Source organism: Cellulomonas sp. JH27-2 (genome assembly GCF_014837175.1).
Classification (GTDB): domain Bacteria; phylum Actinomycetota; class Actinomycetes; order Actinomycetales; family Cellulomonadaceae; genus Cellulomonas.
Genome location: NZ_JACYFR010000002.1, coordinates 520,381 through 539,247, shown reverse-complemented (window position 1 = coordinate 539,247; position 18,867 = coordinate 520,381). Strand labels below are relative to the sequence as shown.

The window sequence follows — 18,867 nt, the reverse complement described above, 5'->3', positions numbered from 1 at the left end:
CTCACAGGTGGGTGTAGACGTCGGCGAGGGTCAGACCGCGCGCGAGCATGAGGACCTGCAGGTGGTAGAGGAGCTGGGAGATCTCCTCGGCCGTCCGCTCGTCGCCCTCGAACTCGGCGGCCATCCACACCTCGGCGGCCTCCTCGACGATCTTCTTGCCGATGGCATGGACGCCGGCATCCAGCTCGGCCACGGTGCCCGATCCCTCCGGGCGCGTCCGGGCCTTGTCGGCCAGCTCGTCGAACAAGGAGTCGAAGGTCTTCACTCGGCCAACAGTAGGGGTTGCTCCGGCAGGTCCTTGACCGCGTCCGGGTTTCGGTCGCGCTGGCGCCACCAGACGACGAAGCCCCACAGGACCACGGCCGCGTACACGATGTAGAGCACGGCGGACGGGTAGTAGCCGGCCCGGAACAGCAGCGGCACCCCGACGGCGTCGACCGCGATCCAGATCAGCCAGAACTCGATCCAGCCGCGGGCCATGCCGTAGGTGGCCAGGAACGAACCCGTGAAGATCCACGCGTCGGCCCACGGTCCGTACGAGTCCAGGGCGCGGAAGATCTGCGCGAACACGACCGTCCCGACGACCGCGACGGTCCCGATCGGGACCCAGCCCCTCGGGCCCGCCCAGTGCGGGACCACGGCAGCCGCGTGGGCGTCGCCGTGCGCGCGGCCGTCGGCCCGGGCCTGGCGCCAGCGCACCCAGCCGTAGACGGACACGACGATGAAGAACACCTGCCGTCCCGCCTGGCCGTACAGGTCCTTGGCCTGCGGCGTGTCGAACACCCCGCCCAGGAACACCGTGAACAGCAGGACGTTCCCGACGATGCCGACGGGCCACGCCCACACCTGACGCCGCATCCCGCCGATCGCGGACGCGAGGCCGAACCCGTTCCCGACGATCTCCCGCCACAGGATGTCGTGGCCCGCGATCGTCAGGGTCGCGTCGAAGAGCCAGCTGAGCACTAGGGCCTCGCCAGCGCCCGCAGCGCGACGACGGTCGCGACGGCGGCCTCCGCCGCCTCCGCGCCCTTGTCCTCGTGCGAACCCTCGAGACCGGCACGGTCGAGCGCCTGGGCGTCGTCGTCGCAGGTCAGGACGCCGAAGCCGACGGGCACACCGGTGCGCACGGCGACGTCGGTCAGCCCGCTCGTCGCCGCGGAGCAGACGTACTCGAAGTGCGGGGTGCCGCCGCGGATGACGACGCCGAGCGCCACGACCGCGTCGGCGCCCGAGTCGGCAGCGGCCTTCGCGGCCACGGGAAGCTCGAACGTGCCGGGCACGCGGATCTCGGTCACGTCGTCGACGCCTGCCGCCGCGAGTGCTCGTCGGGCGCCCGCCAGCAGACCGTCCATCACGACCGTGTGCCAGCTCGCCGCGACCACCACGACCCGCAGGCCGGTGCCGTCCACGTGCAGGGTGGGTGCGCCTGCACCGCTCATGCCAGGTCCTCCTCGAAGGTGTGGTCACTCGTGTCCGTGCCCGGCGCGGCGGGCGCCGCCCGGGTCGGCATGACCGGGATGGGTTCTCCGGCGTCCAGGTCCAGCACGTGGCCCATGGACGTGGCCTTGGTGCGCAGGTAGGCCTCGTTGTGGGGGGTGCGCCCGACGAGCAGCCCGTGCACGTCGGTCACGTCGATGCCGTGAGCGCGCAGGCCCGCGACCTTGGCGGGGTTGTTCGTCAGGAGCGTCACGCGCGTGATGCCCAGGTCGGCCAGGATCGCTGCCGCCGCGCCGTACTCGCGCCGGTCGGCCGGCCAGCCGAGGTCCAGGTTCGCCTCGACGGTGTCGCGGCCCTCGTCCTGCAGCGCGTACGCGGCCACCTTCGCGAGCAGGCCGATCCCCCGGCCCTCGTGCCCGCGCAGGTAGACGACGGCACCGCCCTGCTCGGCCGCCATCTGCAGCGCGGCATCGAGCTGCGGGCCGCAGTCGCAGCGCGCCGACCCGAACGCGTCACCCGTCAGGCACTCGGAGTGCACGCGGACCACCGGGTGGTCGGACAGGCCCGACGTCGGGACCAGCGCGACGTGCTCGTCGCCGGTGCGCAGGTCGCGGTAGCCGTGGATGCGGAAGTCGCCGTGCGCGGTGGGCAGGTACGCGGTGTGGGTGGCGTGGACCCGTGCCCGCGCGACGGGCGCCGGCGCGTCCGCGGTGCCGACGAGGTCGTCGTGCTGGCGGCGCCACGCGACCAGGTCCTCGATCGTGATGAGGACCAGACCCTCGTCGGCCGCGAGGCGCGCCGCCTCCGGGAGCCGCGTCATCGTGCCGTCGTCGTTCACGAGCTCCGCGATGGCGCCCACGGGCTCCAGGCCCGCGAGCCGGCACAGGTCGACGGCCGCCTCCGTGTGCCCCGCGCGGTGCAGCACCCCGCCCGGCACCGCGCGCAACGGCAGAACGTGCCCCGGCCGGATCAGGTCCTCGTGCCCGCTGGCCGGGTCGGCCAGGACGTGCAGCGTGCGGGCCCGGTCGGCGGCGGAGATGCCCGTCGTCACTCCCGTCGCCGCGTCCACCGTGACCGTGTACGCCGTCCGGCGCGGGTCCTGGCTGTGCGGGACCATGAGCGGCAGGTCCAGCGCGTCGGCGCGGGCTGCCGGCATCGGTGCGCACAGGTAGCCGGACGAGTGCCGGATGGTCCAGGCCACCCACTCCGGGGTCGCGGACTGCGCGGCCAGGATGACGTCGGCCTCGTTCTCACGGTCGGGCGAGTCTGCGACCAGCACGGGCTTGCCGTCACGGAGCGCCGCCAGGGCGTCCTCGATCGTCCCGGTCGTCGCGGTGCCCGCGGCGTCGTTCATCGCAGCGCCCCCGTCGTCGCGAGCAGGCGTTCGGTGTACTTGGCCAGCACGTCGACCTCCAGGTTGACGCGTGCACCGACCTCCAGCGTGCCGAGGGTCGTCGCCTCGAGCGTCGTCGGGATCAGGGAGACACCGAACGCGTCGTCGGACACGTGGGTGACCGTCAGCGAGATGCCGGACACCGCGATCGAGCCCTTCTCCGCGACGTACCGGGCCAGCGACGGCTCGAGGCCGATCTCGACCTCGTCCCAGCGCGGGCCGGGCGTGCGTGACCGGATGACGCCGACACCGTCCACGTGCCCCTGCACGACGTGCCCGCCGTAGCGGCCGCCCACCGCCAGCGCGCGCTCGAGGTTCACCGGGCTGCCGACGGCCAGGTCGCCCAGCGCCGTGCGGCGCAGCGACTCTGGCATCACGTCGGCGACGAACGTACCGTCGCCCGGCAGGTCGGCGACCGTGAGACAGACGCCGGAGACAGCGATCGAGTCGCCCAGGTGCGCATCGCCCGTCACGAGCGGGCCGCGCACGCTCAGGCGTGCGTCCTCGCCGCGGTCCTCGATCGCCTCGATCACGCCGATCTCCTCGATGATGCCGGTGAACATCAGTGCTCCTGCTCTGCTGTGTCGTTCGCTGACGTGCTCTGCTCTGACGCGTCCTGATGCTGAGGTGTGTCGACGCCGCAAACGATCAGGACGTCCGGGCCCAGGGGCTGCACCGACCGGGTCGTCAGGCGCAGCGCGTCGCCGATCGTCGTGATGCCCAGGTCGTCGACGGCCGGTCGGCCCGCACCCAGCAGCACCGGGGCGACGTACGCGTGCACCTCGTCGACCAGGCCGGCGCGCAGGAACGCAGCGGCGAGCGTGGGGCCGCCCTCCACGAGCACGTGCCGCACCTCGCGCCGCGCCAGCTCGACCAGGACCACGCGCGGGTCGTGGGTGCGGACGTGGACCAGCTCGCCGCCGGGCCCGTGCAGCGCGGCCTCGGGTGCGAGATCGCGGTGCCCGACGACGACGCGGAGCGGCTGGTGCTCGTGCAGCGTGCCGTCGGCGGAGCGTGCGGTCAGGCTCGGGTCGTCGACGAGCGCGGTGCCGGTGCCGACGACGATCGCGTCGACCTCCGCGCGCAGGCCGTGGGCGTGGAGGCGGGCGACCTCGCCGGTGATCCACCGGCTGCTGCGATCGGCCGCGTTGATGCGCCCGTCCAGGCTGGTGGCGAGCTTGAGCGTGACGAACGGGCGGTGACGCTCGACGGCGTGCAGCCACGCCCCGAGCACGGCGCGCCCCTCGTCGGGCAGCACCCCGGCGAGCACGTCGATGCCTTCGGCACGCAGACGCTCCGCTCCCCCGGCGGCCACCGGGTTCGGGTCGCCGACCGCGATGACCACGCGTGCGATGCGGGCGTCGATCAGCGCCTGCGAGCACGGACCGGTGCGGCCCGTGTGGTTGCACGGCTCGAGGGTGACGACGGCGGTCGCGCCGGTCGTGTCGTGGCCCCGCTCGCGAGCGTCGGTGAGCGCGGCGACCTCCGCGTGCGGCGTGCCGGCGCCGCGGTGCCAGCCCTCGCCCAGGACGTCACCCGCGGCGGACAGCAGCACGCACCCGACACGCGGGTTGGGGCCGTGAGCGGGCCCGTTCGCGGCGAGGCGGAACGCGCGGCGAAGCGCGTCGGTCTCGGCGCCGGTGACGGGACGCCCGGCGTGCAGGGCGCGCGCAGTGTCGTCGTCGACAGCCAGGTGCACCGTGTCGCTCGTCGTGCTCATCGTCACCACCTCCCGGAACCGAGGGCTCCGGGGGGTCGACGGGACACCGGGCACGGACCTGGGTCCGGCCGGCCACGGCGTGCGGGGTCACCGCGCGCCGCCACGTACTTCTCCCATCCGGACTTTCACCGTCGGTCCTGGAGTTCCACCAGGTCAACCGCTCGATCCCGAAGGACGTCGCGGGTCGCGGACTGTCACCGCCGGCTCGGAATTGCACCGACCCCGGAGCACGTGTTGCTCTACCGCCAACGATCATGCCACACGCGACATTCCCGCCCATCACCACTCCGTGAGTGGCAGTTGCGCTCCGAGCCGGTCACGCCTCCGTCTGGCGGGGCGGTCGTCAGGACGCGAGGGTGCGCAGCGCGTCGATCTCCGCGGCGGGGTCGTCGGCGCCGTAGACGGCCGAGCCGGCGACGAAGACGTTGGCGCCCGCCTCGGCGATGCGTCCGATCGTCGGTCGGGCAACGCCGCCGTCCACCTGGATCCACGTGTCCGCACCGGCCCCGTCGATCGCCGCGCGGGCCCGGCGGATCTTGGGCAGCGTGCCCTCGATGAAGGACTGGCCGCCGAAGCCGGGCTCGACGGTCATCACCAGGATCATGTCGATCTCGTCGAGGAGGTCCAGCAGCGGCTCGACGGGCGTCGCGGGACGCAGCGCCACGGCGGCGCGCACTCCCCCGGCCCGCAGCTCGCGCGCCAGCCGCACGGGCGCCTGCGCCGCCTCGAGGTGGAACGTCACCGACGCGGCGCCGGCCTCCGCGTACTGCGGGGCCCACCGGTCGGCGTCCTCGATCATCAGGTGCAGGTCCAGCGGGACGGGCGACACCTGCGCGAGCCGCTTCACGACCGGCACGCCGATCGTCAGGTTCGGCACGAAGTGGTTGTCCATGACGTCCACGTGCGCGTAGTCGGCGTTCGCGATGCGGCCCAGGTCGCGCTCGAGGTTGGCGAAGTCGGCGGACAGGATGCTCGGGTTGATCAGCGCTGGCACGCCACGAGCCTAGTCATGAGCGTCAGGACGTGCGGCGCAGCAGGGTCAGGTGCATGGCGTCCGTGCCGTGCACGTGCGGCCAGAGCTGCACGTCCGTGCGGTCGCCGGGCAGGTCGAGGGGCTGCGGGGCGATGCCCTCGACGACGGCACGGGCGTCGATCGTCTCGACCCCGATGCCCGCGCGGTCCGCGGCCCGCAGTGCGTCCTTGACGACGAGCTGCGTCTCGGCCAGGTGCGGTGAGCACGTGACGTACGCGACGACGCCGCCGACGCGGACCGCCTCGAGCGCCGACGCCAGCAGCTCGCGCTGCAGGGCGGACAGGGGGCCGAGGTCGGAGGCTCGGCGGCGCCAGCGTGCCTCGGGCCGACGACGCAGCGCACCCAGACCGGTGCACGGGGCGTCCACCATGACGCGGTCGTAGGACGCGGGTTCGTCTCGGCCGACGAGGCGACCGTCACCCGTGCGCACGTCCTCGACGGCGTCCGCGGCCACCGCGCGCAGCGACTGCTCGACCAACCGGGCACGGTGCGGTTGCAGCTCGTTGGCGACCAGCCGGCCGCGGTGGGTGTCGACCAGCGCCGCGAGCAGGGCAGCCTTGCCGCCGGGGCCGGCGCACAGGTCGAGCCAACGTTCGTCGGGACCGTCCAGCGGCGCGGCGGCCAGCGCGAGCGCGACGAGCTGGCTGCCCTCGTCCTGCACCCCCGCGCGGCCGTCGCGGACCGCGGCGACGCTCGCCGGGTCGCCACCGTCGAGGATCGACGCGGTCGGCGCGACGATGCCGGGGGTACCCGGTAGCTCGTCGTCGTCCACCAGGCCCGGCCGCGCGACGAGCGTCACGCGTGGGGCCGCGTTGTCAGCCTCGAGCAAGGCGCCCAGCTCGTCGGCCGACCGTCCGTTGCCCGCGAGCGCCTCGCGCAGCGCGCGGGCCACCCACTCGGGGTGGCTCTGCTGCGCCGCGAGACGTGCCACAGCGTCGTCGCCCGACGGGTCGGCCGCGTCGCCCACGAGGTCCAGCCACTCGTCCGCCGTCGTCCGGCCGACCGCCCGCAGGACCGCGTTGACGAACTGCGCCGCGCCCGCGCCGACGCGCTCGCGCGTGAGGCCGACGGTCTCCGAGACAGCGGCGTGCGGCGGCACCCGCATGCCGAGGAGCTGGTGCGCGCCGAGCCGCAGCAGGTCCAGCACAGGCGGGTCGATCTTCTCGGGCGGGCGACCCGCGGCCTGCTCGACGATCGCGTCGTACCGGCCGCGCAGGCGCAGCGTTCCGTACGCGAGCTCGGTCGCGAAGCCCGCGTCGCGGCCTCGGATCCCCCGCTCGCGCAGCATCGGCGGCAGCACGAGGTTCGCGTACGAGTCACCCTCCGCGACGGCACGCAGCACGTCGAACGCCGCGTTGCGCGCCGGGTCGCCGGTGCGTCGACGCTGGCTGGGGGCCTGCGCGGTGCGCTCGGTGCGGCCCTGCGACCGGGCGCTGCCGCGCTGCCGGCCGGCGGTGTTGCGACGTTCGTCGTCCGGCCGACGGTCGTCGCGTGGTCCGTCGCTCATGCCTGCTCCGCCTCGTCGGCTCGGGCGCCCAGCATCACGCCGTCCCCGATCGCCGTCCCGTCGGTCAGGCGCGCGCCACGCGCCCAGTCCGCTGCGTCCATGGGTCGCTTGCCGGCGGGGGTGACCTGGCCCAGCCGGACGGCCTGCGTCGCGGTGCCGACCAGGACCTCGCGCTTGGTGACACGCAGCTCGCCCGCCGGCACGTCCTGGTCGGTGAGCGTGACGGGGCCCAGCCCCAGGCGCGCTCCGTCGGGCAGCGTGGTCCAGGCACCCGGCGCGGGTGTGCACGCGCGGATGCGGCGGTCGACGGCGTAGGCAGGGTGCGTCCAGACGACACGCGCGTCCTCGACCTCGATCTTCGCGGCGTGACTCACGCCGTCCGTCGGCTGCTCGACCGCGCTGAGGATGCCGTCCTCGAGCGCGTCGAGCGTGGAGACCAGCAGGCCCGAGCCGACCGTGGCCAGGCGCTCGAGCAGGTCGCCCGACGTGTCGCGCGGGCGGATGGTCTCGGTGAGGGTGCCGAACACGGGTCCGGTGTCGAGACCCTGCTCGATGCGGAACGTCGTGGCGCCCGTGACCTCGTCGCCGGCGAGCAGCGCGCGCTGCACCGGGGCGGCACCGCGCCATGCGGGCAGCACGGAGAAGTGCAGGTTGATCCAGCCGTGCGTCGGCACGTCCAGCAGCGGCACGGGGATGAGTGCGCCGTAGGCGACCACCGGCGCGGCGTCGACGCCGAGCGACGCGATCTGCGCGACCACCTCGTCGTCGCGCAGCGTGCTCGGCGTCAGCACATCGATCCCGGCCTCGACCGCACGGGCCTTGACCGGGCTCGGTGCCAGCGTCCGTCCGCGGCCGACGCGCGCGTCGGGGCGGGTCAGCACCGCGACCACCTCGTGCCGCGACGCGATCAGGGCCTCGAGCGACGGCACCGCTGCCGTGGGGGTACCGGCGAAGAGCAGACGCATGCCGTCGATCCTAGGTGCTGCCGCTCAGCTCGTCGGCGGCGGGGAGCCGAGGGCGACCCCGCGCGCGTCGAGCTCCGCACGCAGGTGTTGCGCGGAGGTGAACAGCACCGCGTCGAACCCGCACGACCGTGCCGCGGCGACGTTCGCGGGCGAGTCGTCGACGAAGACCGCGCGGCTCGGGTCCACGCCGTGACGGGAGACGAGCAGTGCGAAGATGCGCGGGTCGGGCTTGGCGACGCCCTCACGGCCGGAGACGACCACGTCCTCGAGCAGACCGATGGCCGGCGCGACGGGCTCGGCGAGGTGGAACGTCTCCGCCGACCAGTTGGACAGCCCCAGCAGGCGCAGGCCGGCGTCGGCGGCGTCCTGCACGAGGTCCGCCATGCCCGGCACCGGGCCGACGAGCGTGTCCGCAAAGTGCTCCACGAACAGGTCCATCGCGGGGACGAGGTGCGGTTCGGTCGCCTGGAGGAGCGCCCGTCCGTCGGCCCACGACCGGCCCGCGTCCTGCGTGACGTTGAACGTGCGGAAGTCGAAGTCGTCGAGGAACGCGCGGACCTCGTCGTCCGGCAGTCGCCCGACCAGCGCACGCCGCGGGTCCCAACGGACCAGGACGTCGCCCAGATCGAGGACGAGGGTGTCGATCTCGTGCATGTCAGCCCAGCTCCGTCGGATCGAGCTGGGCGCGCACGGTGCCGCCCTCGCGCTTGGCGCTGCGCACCGCCATCGACGCAGCCAGCGCCCGGGCCAGCGCGTTGCCGCCGGCCCGGGGCACTCGCAGGACGGCACGGACGTCGGGTTCGAGGGCGCCCGGCGACCGTTCGTCGACCGGCACCGGGCCCAGCACGTCGAGGCCCGGTACCTCGATACGGCGGACGACCGCGAGCACGGCGTCGCGTCGGCCGACGACCGCGGCCACGCGGACCGCGGGCGGGAGCGCGAGCTCCACGCGCTCGGCGAGCTCGCGGGACGCGAGCCCCACCGGGTCCCAGCGGACGAGCGACTGGGTCACGCGCTCCTCGGCGTCGCCCACGAGCAGGACGGTCCCGCCCTCGCTACCAGCACGGACCAGAGCCGCGGCGGCGAGCCAGCGGCGCAGCGCGTCGGGCAGCAGGCCGAGGGCCGACCCGGCCGTGCTCACCGCGGCGTCGAGCAGGACGGCGGCCGCGTACCCGGATGGCGCGACGGGCTCGGCGCCGGGCGTGGCGACGACGACGGCGGGCACGTCCCGCACGGTTGCGAGCACGCCCCCTTCGGCGCGGGCCCCGGAGACGCGCACCGGCACCCCGGGGAACGCCCGGCCCAGCTCCTCGGCGGTCCGCTCCGACCCGACGCGCACCGAGCGCAGCGTCGCTCCTCCGCACTCCTGGCACCGCCAGTCGGTCGCGAGCCGGCCGCACCACCCGCAGGTGGGGACGCCGTCGGCGCGCGCCAGCCCCAGTGGGCCGTGGCACGTGGTGCAGCGGGCCGGTGCGCGGCACCGACCGCACGCGACCGCGGGCACGTAGCCCGCCCGCGGGACCTGGACCAGCACGGGGCCGTCGGCGAGGCGGTCGCGGATCGCCCGCCACGCCGGAGTGGGGAGCCGTGCGGCCGCCGCAGCACCCTCGCGCGCCAGCTCGGTCGACGTCAGCGCCTGGACCCGCGGCGTCCGCCGTCGCACCACGGAGCGTTCGGCACTCACGTCGTGCGCCCACCCGGACTCGACCAGTGCATGCGCCTCGACGGTGCGCCCGTGCGCGCCCACCAGGTACGCGGCGCTCTCGAGCTCGGAGCGCAGCGCGAGCACCTCGCGCACGTGCGGGTAGGGGGCGCGCGGCTCGGCGTACAGCGAGTCGCCGTCGTCCCAGCAGACCACCAGACCCAGGTCACGCACGGGTGCGAACGCGGAGGCTCGGGTCCCGACGACGACGTCGGCCTGGCCGCGCAGCGCGGCGAGGAACGCACGGTAGCGGACGGCGGGCCCGTCGTCGGCCGCGAGCCGGACCGCTCCCCCGCGGGCACCGGGCCGGTGCGCCGGGATGCCGGCCGCGACGAGCGCGGTCAGGACCTGGTCGATGTCCCGGGCGTCCGGCACGACGACGAGCGCACCGCGTCCTCCGAGCACGCACGTGGCGACGACCTGCGCGACCGCGTCCGGCCACCGCTCGCCGACGGCTCCGGGCAAGGCCGTCCACACCGCTCGCGGAGCGCCGCCGGCCAGGACGTGCTGACCGAACGCCGGGCCGCCGCGGTAGGGCAGCCACGCGCTCGTGCTCGAGACCGGCACCACGGACGGGACGTCGTCGGCCTGCTCCTCGGCCTCCACCCGTGCGTGTCGCGGCGGGACCGCCAGGCGCAGCACGTCGGTCAGCGTCCCCGCCCACCGGTCGGCCACGGCCCGGGCCAGCCGCGCGACCGCGGGCGTGAGCACCGGCTCGGCCGAGACCAGCCGGCGCAGAGGCAGCAGGTCGCCGTCGTGCTCGGCCTCGTCGACCCGCTCGATGACGTACGCGTCGACGTCCTGTCCGCCGAAGCGGACCTTCACGCGCGTGCCGGGCCGGGCGTCGGCCGCCATGGTGGCCGGGACCGCGTACTCGAAAAGCCGGTCCAGGTGCTGCGGCGGCAGGTCGATGCAGACGCGTGCGACCGGCTGCTCGTCGGCCAGCGCGACCCCCCGCGGACGCCGGCGAGCGCGCGGGACGGGCAGCCCGTCCAGCTCCAGCTGCTCGCCCGCGTGCTCCACGCCAGACATCACACCACCCGCCGCCGACGCGTCGCGGCCAGGGGCGTCAGAGCGCCGACTGCAGGTCCGCGACCCGGTCCGTGCGCTCCCACGTGAAGTCGGCGAGCTCGCGGCCGAAGTGGCCGTAGGTGGACGTGGCCCGGTAGATGGGACGCAGCAGGTCCAGGTCGCGGATGATCGCGGCGGGACGCAGGTCGAACACCTCGCGGATCGCGGCCGTCAGCCGGTCCACGGGCACCGTCTCGGTGCCGAACGTCTCCACGTACAGGCCGACGGGGTGCGCCTTGCCGATCGCGTACGCGACCTGCACCTCGCACCGGCGTGCCAGACCGGCGGCGACCACGTTCTTGGCCACCCAGCGCATCGCGTAGGCCGCCGAGCGGTCCACCTTCGACGGGTCCTTGCCCGAGAACGCCCCGCCGCCGTGGCGTGCGTAGCCGCCGTACGTGTCGACGATGATCTTGCGGCCCGTCAGGCCGGCGTCGCCCTGCGGGCCACCGATCGTGAACGTGCCCGTGGGGTTCACGTAGAGCTGGTGGTCGCTCGTGTCGAGGTCCAGCTGGGCCAGGACCGGCGCGATGACGTGCTCGACGATCGCCGGCTGCAGCACGGTCTCGAGGTTGAGGTCGGGCTCGTGCTGGGTGGACAGCACCACCGCGTCCACCCGGACCGGGCGGTCACCGTCGTAGCCGATGGTGACCTGCGTCTTGCCGTCGGGCCGCAGCCCGGGCACCTCCCCGGACTTCCGGACGGCCGCGAGGCGCTCGGACAGGCGGTGGGCGGTCCAGATGGGCAGCGGGAGCAGCGACGGCGTCTCGTCGCACGCGTACCCGAACATCAGGCCCTGGTCGCCGGCGCCCTGCGCGTCGAGCGGGTCGAGGTCGCTCGCGTCGAGCCGCGCCTCGAGCGCCTTGTCGACGCCGGCCGCGATGTCGGGCGACTGCTGCCCGATCGAGACCGAGACGCCGCACGAGTCGCCGTCGAAGCCGATCTTGGACGAGGTGTAGCCGATCTCGCGGACCACCTGGCGCACCACGGCGGGGATCTCGACGTACGCCTCGGTGGTCACCTCGCCCGCGACGTGCACGAGCCCGGTGGTGACCATCGTCTCGACCGCGACGCGAGCCTGCGGGTCCTGCTCGAGCATCGCGTCCAGGATGGCGTCGGAGATCTGGTCACAGATCTTGTCCGGGTGGCCTTCCGTCACGGACTCGGACGTGAACAGGCGCAGCGCGGAGGTCATGGTCGAAGGATAGTCGCGCCCGCCGACGACGATCGGCGTCAGCCCAGGTCGCGGACGGTGTCCCAGATCACGTCGGCGACTGCGTCCTTGCTGCCGGACGTCCGGGCGACGACCGTGCCGCTCCCGTCGAGGATGGTGACGTCGTTCTCGGTGGTCCCGAAGCCCTGGCCGTCGCCCACGGCGTTGACGACCAGCAGGTCGGCGCCCTTGCGCAGCGCCTTGGCCCGGCCGTGCTCGAGGACGCTCGCGTCGTCGTCGCCCGTCTCGGCCGCGAAGCCGACGACGACCTGGCCGTCGCGCAGCCGGTCGTGGGCCAGCTCGGCCAGCACGTCGACGGTCTCGACGAGCTCGAGAACCGGCGGCACGCCCGTCTTCTTGAGCTTGGTGCCGGCCGGGCTGACCGGGCGGTAGTCGGCGACGGCGGCAGCCATCACGACGACGTCGGCGTCCTTGGCGGCGCTCCGGACGGCGTCCCGCAGCTGGGCGGCCGTCTCGACGGGAACGACGTCCACGCCGTGCGGTGCCGGGACGGACAGGTTGGCGCCGACGAGCGTCACGCGTGCACCCCGCGCCGCGGCAGTGCGGGCCAGGGCGACGCCCTGCCGGCCCGACGAGCGGTTGCCGAGGTAGCGCACGGGATCGAGGGGTTCGCGGGTCCCGCCCGCGGAGACGACGACGTGCCGGCCGGCGAGGTCGCGGGGCCCGACGAGCGCGAGGGCCGCCGCGGCGATCTCCTCGGGCTCCGGCAGGCGTCCGGGGCCGGTGTCGGCGCCGGTGAGGCGTCCGGACGCGGGTTCGAGCACGTGCACACCGCGCTCGCGCAGCGTCGCGACGTTGGCGACGGTCGCCGGGTGCTGCCACATCTCGGTGTGCATCGCCGGCGCCACGAGCACGGGCGCACGCGTCACCAGCAGCGTGGCCGTCAGCAGGTCGTCGGCCTGACCCGTGGCGGCGCGCGCCAGCAGGTCGGCGGTGGCGGGCGCGACGACGACGAGGTCCGCACGTTGCCCGATGGCGACGTGCGCCACCTGGTCGACGTCCTCGAAGACGTCGGTCGTCACCGGCTGCCCGGACAGGGCCTCCCAGGTGGGCCGGCCCACGAACTCGAGCGCGGCGCGGGTGGGCACGACGCGCACGTCGTGCCCCGCCTCACGCAGCAGACGGAGCAGCAGGACGGCCTTGTAGGCGGCGATCCCACCGGTCACGCCCAGGACGATCCGCATCTGCGGGGTCTCAGTCCTCCGTGGCCTGCGACGTCAGCAGACCACGGTCGATCTCGCGCATGGCGATCGACAGCGGCTTCTCCTGCGGGCGGGTCTCCACCAGCGGGCCCACGTACTCGAGCAGGCCCTCGTTGAGCTGCGCGTAGTAGGCGTTGATCTGGCGCGCACGCTTGGCCGAGTAGAGCACCAGGGAGTACTTGGAGTCGGCACGCTCGAGGAGCTGGTCGATGGGCGGGTCGGTGATGCCGATGGGGGCTGCGACGGTTCCGGACACGGTGGGACTCCCGACAGTTGAGTTGGCTTGGGGAACTGCGTCGATTCTACCTGGTGGCGATGCCCATGATCGAAACGAGCTCGTCCGTGGCACGCTGCACGTCGTCGTTCACGATCACGTGGTCGAACTCCGACTCGGCCGCGAGCTCGACGCGCGCGGTCGCGAGCCGACGCTCACGCTCCTCGGCGTCCTCGGTCCCCCGGCCCACCAGGCGCCGCTCCAGCTCCTCGAACGAGGGCGGCGCGAGGAAGACGAAGCGCGCGTCCGGCATGCTCGCGCGGACCTGACGGGCACCCTGCAGGTCGATCTCCAGCAGCGCGGGCTCCCCCGACGCCAGCCGGGCCTCGACCGGGCCGCGGGGTGTGCCGTACCGGTTGCGCCCGTGCACGACCGCCCACTCCAGCAGCTCGCCCGCGTCGACCATGCGCTCGAACTCCTGAGTCCCGACGAAGTGGTAGTGCACGCCGTCGATCTCACCCGGGCGTGGCGCCCGCGTCGTCGCTGACACGGACAGCCACACCTCGGGGTAACGAGAACGGACGTCGGCGGACACGGTCCCCTTGCCGACGGCGGTGGGTCCGGCGAGCACGGTCAGCCGGGCGGGCGTCGTCGTCATGGGTGGTGCAGCACTCCTCGAACGGTGGTTGGGCGCCGAAGGTCACCCGAAGCGTTCGACGAGTGCCTCCACCTGATGCGGACCGAGACCGCGGACGCGCCGCGTCTCCGAGATTCCGATCTCGGACATGATCGCACGAGCCTTGACCTTGCCGACGCCAGGCAGCGACTCCAGGAGCGAGACCACCTTGAGCTTGCCGATGGTCTCGTCCTGCTGCCCCTGCTTGATCACGTCGGACAGGGTGCCCTGCGAGTACTTCAGCCGGTTCTTGACCTCGGCGCGAGCCTGCCGCGCGACAGCGGCCTTCTTGAGCGCGTCGGCGCGTTGTTCGGGTGTCAGCGGAGGGAGTGCCACGCGTGTCACCTTCCGTCAGTGGTCGGGCGATCCACGGGCGTGGGACCGTGCATCCGAACCTAGCGAGCCCCGTGCGCGTCGGCAACGCAAACGGGCCGATCTGCACATCCGACCTGCGGATATCCCCCTCGATCACCCTCGCAGCGTCCGAGCAACTGGCCGCTATCACGACCAGTTGCTCGGACGCTGCGGGTGAGGGTGGGTCAGCGCAGGGCCGAGCTCGCCTCGCGGATCGCCTCGTCGGCGGCCGCGCGCAGGGCCGTGACGTCGCGGCCCGCGCGCAGGACTCCGCGCGACGACGACGCCAGCACCTGCCGGCGCGCGGACCCGAACGCCGTCGTGAGCTCGCGCGCCCCCGCGCCCTGGGCTCCGACGCCGGGCGCCAGGAGCGGGCCGTTGACGGCCACCAGGTCGGTGCCGGTGTGCGAAGCAGCATCGCCGACGGTCGCGCCGACGACGAGCCCGATGGACCCCATCGGGTCCGCGCCCTTGTTGAGCACCGCGGCACGTGCAGCGACGGTCGCGGCGACGCTCGCGCCGTCCTCGCTGCGCGCGTGCTGCACCTCGGCGCCCTCCTTGTTGGAGGTCAGGCAGAGCACGAACAGCCCGCGGTCGGTGGCCAGCGCGGCCTCGACGGCCGGGTCCAGCGAGCCGAAGCCGAGGTAGGGCGAGACGGTGAGCGCGTCACCGGCCAGCGGCGAGCCGTCGCGCAGGAACGCGTCGGCGTAGGCGCCCATGGTGGAGCCGATGTCGCCGCGCTTGGCGTCGACGATCGTCAGCGTCCCGGACGCGTAGCCGGCCGCGACGACCTCCTCGAGGACGGCCAGGCCGCGTGAGCCGTGCCGCTCGAAGAAGGCCGCCTGCGGCTTCACGGCCGCGACGCGACCGCCGACGGCGTCCATGACGGTCAGCGCGAAGGTGCGCAGCCCGTCCACGTCGTCGTCCAGGCCCCACTCCGCCAGGAGCGACGCGTGCGGGTCGATGCCCACGCAGAGCGGGCCGCGCTCGTCCATCGCGGCGGCGAGCCGCGCACCGAAGGTCACGCGGACACCGCCTCGCGCCGCACGCGCGCGGCTTCGTCGTGCTCCTGCAGGCTGGTCACCGCGAACGGACCGGACGCGGCCGCCTCGATGGCCTGCACCGCGGCGCCGAGCTGCTGGACCGTGGTGATCATCGCCTTGTCGGCGGCGACCGTCGCGGCGCGGATCTCGTAGCCGTCGGCTCGGGCGCCCTGGCCCGAGGGCGTGTTGACGATGAGGTCCACCGAGCCCTCGATGATGAGGTCGACGATCGTCGGCTCCCCCGCCTCGCCGCGGCCGGACGAGTGCTTGCGGACCACCGTGGACCGGATGCCCGAGCGGTGCAGGACCGCCGCGGTGCCCTCCGTCGCCAGGATCTCGAAGCCCAGCTCCGCGAGGCGCTTGACCGGGAAGACGATCGAGCGCTTGTCGCGGTCGGCCACCGAGATGAACGCCCGCCCGCTGGACGGGAGCCCGCCGAACGCCGCGTCCTGCGACTTGGCGAACGCCGTCGGGAAGTCGACGTCGAAGCCCATGACCTCGCCGGTCGAGCGCATCTCCGGACCCAGGACGGTGTCGACGACCTGGCCCTCGGCGGTGCGGAACCGCTTGAAGGGCAGCACGGCCTCCTTGACCGCGATGGGCGCGTCGAGGTCGAGCACGCTCGCGTCGTTCTCGGGCAGGATGCCGCTGGTACGCAGGTCCGCGATCGAGTGCCCGGCCATGACCAGGGCCGCGGCCTTGGCGAGCGAGACGCCGGTCGCCTTGGACACGAACGGCACGGTCCGCGACGCGCGCGGGTTGGCCTCCAGGACGTAGAGAACGTCGCTGACCAGCGCGAACTGGATGTTCAGCAGGCCGTGCACGCCGACCCCGCGGGCGATCGCCTCGGTGGACAGGCGGATCCGCTCGAGCTCGCTCGTCGAGAGAGTGACCGGCGGCAGGACGCACGCCGAGTCGCCGGAGTGGATGCCAGCCTCCTCGATGTGCTCCATGACGCCGCCCAGGAACATCTCCGTGCCGTCGAACAGCGCGTCGACGTCGATCTCGATGGCGTCGTCGAGGAAGCGGTCGATGAGCAGCGGGGGCAAGGTGCCTGCGCGGCCACCGTCGGCGGCGTTGTCCAGGGCACGCTGCACGTACTCGGACAGCTGGGTCTCGTCGTAGACGATCTCCATGCCGCGTCCGCCCAGCACGTAGGACGGGCGCACGAGCACCGGGAAGCCGATGCGGCGGGCGGTGTCACGCGCGCCGGCGAGCGTCGTCGCGGTGCCGAAGGCCGGTGCGGGCAGCCCCGCGGCCTCGAGCACCTTGCCGAACTCGCCGCGGTCCTCGGCGGCGTCGATCGCGGCGGGCGAGGTGCCCAGGATCGGCAGCCCGGCGTCGGCCAGGCGCTGCGCGAGCGAGAGCGGCGTCTGGCCGCCGAGCGTGACGATGAGCCCCGCCACCGGGCCGGCCGCGAGCTCGGCGTTGTAGACCTCGAGGACGTCCTCGAACGTCAGCGGCTCGAAGTACAGGCGATCGCTCGTGTCGTAGTCGGTCGAGACCGTCTCGGGGTTGCAGTTGACCATGACGGTCTCGAACTCGCCCTTCAGCGCCAGCGCGGCGTGCACGCAGGAGTAGTCGAACTCGATGCCCTGCCCGATGCGGTTGGGCCCCGAGCCCAGGATCAGGATGGCCGGGCGGGTGCGGGGCTCGACCTCGGACTCCTCGTCGTAGGACGAGTAGTGGTACGGCGTCGACGCCTTGAACTCCGCGGCGCACGTGTCGACCGTCTTGTAGACCGGGCGCAGGCCCACGGCGTGGCGGGCGCCGCGCACGGCGTCCTCGGTCGTCCCGCGCAGCTGGGCGATCTGCACGTCGGACAGACCGTGGCGCTTGGCGTGCGCCAGCACCTCGCGGGTCAGGCCGTCGGCGGCCGCGGTCTGCTCCGCGACCTCGTTGATGAGCTGGAACTGGTCCAGGAACCACGGGTCGATGCCGGTCAGCTCGTAGACCCGCTCCAGGCTCACCCCGGCGCGCAGCACCTGCTGCACGTCGACCATGCGGTGCTCGGTGGGTCGGCTGATGGTGGCGACCAGCGCCTCCAGCTCGTCGCCCGTCAGCGCGTCGCCCCCCCAGTGGAAGGTCGAGCCCTTCTTGTCGATCGAGCGCATGGCCTTGCCGAGCGCCTCGGTGAAGTTGCGGCCCAGGGCCATCGCCTCGCCCACCGACTTCATGGTCGTGGTCAGCGTGTCGTCGGCCGCGGGGAACTTCTCGAACGCGAACCGCGGGACCTTGACCACGACGTAATCGAGCGTGGGCTCGAACGACGCCGGCGTCATGCCGCCGGTGATGTCGTTGGGGATCTCGTCGAGCGTGTAGCCGACGGCCAGCTTGGCGGCGATCTTGGCGATCGGGAAGCCGGTGGCCTTGGAGGCGAGCGCGGACGAGCGGGACACGCGCGGATTCATCTCGATGACGACGATGCGGCCGGTGGTCGGCTCGACGGCGAACTGGATGTTGCAGCCGCCGGTGTCGACCCCCACCTCGCGGATGACCGCGATGCCGATGTCGCGCAGCTTCTGGTACTCACGGTCGGTCAGTGTCAGGGCCGGCGCGACCGTGACGCTGTCGCCGGTGTGCACGCCGACGGCGTCCACGTTCTCGATCGAGCAGACGACCACGACGTTGTCGTGCTTGTCGCGCATGAGCTCGAGCTCGTACTCCTTCCAGCCGAGGATGGACTCCTCCAGGAGCACCTCGGTGGTCGGCGAGTAGTGCAGGCCCTGGCCGACGATGCGGCGCAGGTCGGTCTCGTCGTACGCGATGCCCGAGCCCAGGCCGCCCATGGTGAACGAGGGGCGCACGACGACCGGATAGCCCAGGTCCTCGACGGCGACGAGCGCCTCGTCGATGGTGTGGATGATCGCCGAGCGCGCGGACTCGCCGCCGCACACGTCGACCACCTGCTTGAACTGCTCGCGGTCCTCGCCCTTCTGGATGGCGGGGATGTTGGCGCCGATCAGCTCGACGTCGTACTTCTCCAGGACGCCGGCCTCGTCGAGCGCGATCGCCGCGTTGAGCGCCGTCTGGCCGCCCAGCGTCGGCAGGATCGCGTCGGGGCGCTCCTTGGCGATGATCGAGGTCAGGACCTCGGTGGTGATGGGCTCGACGTACGTCGCGTCGGCGAACTCCGGGTCCGTCATGATCGTGGCGGGGTTGGAGTTGACGAGGATGACCCGCAGGCCCTCCTCCTTCAGCACGCGGCAGGCCTGCGTCCCGGAGTAGTCGAACTCGCAGGCCTGGCCGATGACGATCGGGCCGGAGCCGATCACCAGGACGCTGGAGATGTCAGTGCGGCGGGGCATCAGGCGGC

Annotated in this window: 18 protein-coding genes and 1 riboswitch; all 18 genes read right to left on the bottom strand. The window is 73.5% G+C overall.

Annotated features, from left to right (window positions below):
- Position 1: 1 nt before the first annotated feature.
- The 18 genes from IC607_RS07430 to carB all read right to left on the bottom strand — a co-directional run bounded on the left by IC607_RS07430 (position 2) and on the right by carB (position 18,859).
- A complete protein-coding gene (locus IC607_RS07430) occupies positions 2-265 on the bottom strand; it encodes a phosphoribosyl-ATP diphosphatase (RefSeq protein WP_191786592.1) in 264 nt (87 codons plus the stop codon).
- The gene (pnuC, locus tag IC607_RS07425) at positions 262-963 is read right to left on the bottom strand and encodes a nicotinamide riboside transporter PnuC (protein WP_191786590.1); all 702 of its coding nucleotides are present in this window, start codon (positions 961-963) and stop codon (positions 262-264) included. The genes IC607_RS07430 and pnuC overlap by 4 nt, the downstream gene beginning before the upstream one ends.
- The gene (gene ribH, locus IC607_RS07420; protein WP_191786588.1) at positions 963-1,439 is read right to left on the bottom strand and encodes a 6,7-dimethyl-8-ribityllumazine synthase; all 477 of its coding nucleotides are present in this window, start codon (positions 1,437-1,439) and stop codon (positions 963-965) included. The genes pnuC and ribH overlap by 1 nt, the downstream gene beginning before the upstream one ends.
- Entirely contained in the window at positions 1,436-2,791 is a 1,356-nt protein-coding gene (gene ribB, locus IC607_RS07415; protein WP_191786586.1) for a 3,4-dihydroxy-2-butanone-4-phosphate synthase, read from the bottom strand. Before ribB ends, ribH begins: the two co-directional genes overlap by 4 nt.
- On the bottom strand, positions 2,788-3,393 hold the full coding sequence (locus IC607_RS07410; protein ID WP_191786584.1) for a riboflavin synthase: 606 nt from the start codon (positions 3,391-3,393) through the stop codon (positions 2,788-2,790). The genes ribB and IC607_RS07410 overlap by 4 nt, the downstream gene beginning before the upstream one ends.
- Complete coding sequence (gene ribD / locus IC607_RS07405; RefSeq protein ID WP_191786582.1) at positions 3,393-4,550, bottom strand: bifunctional diaminohydroxyphosphoribosylaminopyrimidine deaminase/5-amino-6-(5-phosphoribosylamino)uracil reductase RibD; 1,158 nt, start codon at positions 4,548-4,550, stop codon at positions 3,393-3,395. Before ribD ends, IC607_RS07410 begins: the two co-directional genes overlap by 1 nt.
- Before the next feature lie 100 nt (positions 4,551-4,650).
- A riboswitch (FMN riboswitch) is annotated at positions 4,651-4,785 on the bottom strand.
- A 108-nt stretch (positions 4,786-4,893) separates the two neighbouring features.
- Positions 4,894-5,544, bottom strand: a complete 651-nt coding sequence (gene rpe, locus IC607_RS07400) for a ribulose-phosphate 3-epimerase (protein ID WP_191786579.1) — start codon at positions 5,542-5,544, stop codon at positions 4,894-4,896.
- A gap of 22 nt (positions 5,545-5,566) precedes the next feature.
- Positions 5,567-7,090, bottom strand: a complete 1,524-nt coding sequence (locus IC607_RS07395) for an RsmB/NOP family class I SAM-dependent RNA methyltransferase (protein ID WP_191786577.1) — start codon at positions 7,088-7,090, stop codon at positions 5,567-5,569.
- A complete protein-coding gene (fmt, locus tag IC607_RS07390) occupies positions 7,087-8,055 on the bottom strand; it encodes a methionyl-tRNA formyltransferase (protein ID WP_191786575.1) in 969 nt (322 codons plus the stop codon). The genes IC607_RS07395 and fmt overlap by 4 nt, the downstream gene beginning before the upstream one ends.
- Positions 8,056-8,079: 24 nt before the next feature.
- Positions 8,080-8,709 carry an HAD family phosphatase gene (locus IC607_RS07385; RefSeq protein ID WP_191786572.1) on the bottom strand — a complete coding sequence of 210 codons (630 nt, stop codon included), beginning with the start codon at positions 8,707-8,709 and terminating at the stop codon, positions 8,080-8,082.
- Between the two features lies 1 nt (position 8,710).
- Entirely contained in the window at positions 8,711-10,789 is a 2,079-nt protein-coding gene (locus tag IC607_RS07380; RefSeq protein WP_191786570.1) for a primosomal protein N', read from the bottom strand.
- A 37-nt stretch (positions 10,790-10,826) separates the two neighbouring features.
- Complete coding sequence (gene metK, locus IC607_RS07375; protein WP_191786568.1) at positions 10,827-12,023, bottom strand: methionine adenosyltransferase; 1,197 nt, start codon at positions 12,021-12,023, stop codon at positions 10,827-10,829.
- Between the two features lie 38 nt (positions 12,024-12,061).
- On the bottom strand, positions 12,062-13,246 hold the full coding sequence (coaBC, locus tag IC607_RS07370) for a bifunctional phosphopantothenoylcysteine decarboxylase/phosphopantothenate--cysteine ligase CoaBC (RefSeq protein WP_191786566.1): 1,185 nt from the start codon (positions 13,244-13,246) through the stop codon (positions 12,062-12,064).
- 10 nt (positions 13,247-13,256) lie between these two features.
- Entirely contained in the window at positions 13,257-13,520 is a 264-nt protein-coding gene (gene rpoZ / locus IC607_RS07365) for a DNA-directed RNA polymerase subunit omega (protein ID WP_191786563.1), read from the bottom strand.
- Positions 13,521-13,566: 46 nt separating this feature from the next.
- Positions 13,567-14,136 carry a guanylate kinase gene (gmk, locus tag IC607_RS07360; protein ID WP_191786561.1) on the bottom strand — a complete coding sequence of 190 codons (570 nt, stop codon included), beginning with the start codon at positions 14,134-14,136 and terminating at the stop codon, positions 13,567-13,569.
- 42 nt (positions 14,137-14,178) lie between these two features.
- Positions 14,179-14,490, bottom strand: a complete 312-nt coding sequence (gene mihF / locus IC607_RS07355; protein ID WP_191786559.1) for an integration host factor, actinobacterial type — start codon at positions 14,488-14,490, stop codon at positions 14,179-14,181.
- Positions 14,491-14,693: 203 nt separating this feature from the next.
- Entirely contained in the window at positions 14,694-15,533 is an 840-nt protein-coding gene (pyrF, locus tag IC607_RS07350; protein WP_191786557.1) for an orotidine-5'-phosphate decarboxylase, read from the bottom strand.
- A complete protein-coding gene (gene carB / locus IC607_RS07345) occupies positions 15,530-18,859 on the bottom strand; it encodes a carbamoyl-phosphate synthase large subunit (protein WP_191786555.1) in 3,330 nt (1,109 codons plus the stop codon). The genes pyrF and carB overlap by 4 nt, the downstream gene beginning before the upstream one ends.
- Between the last annotated feature and the right edge of the window lie 8 nt (positions 18,860-18,867).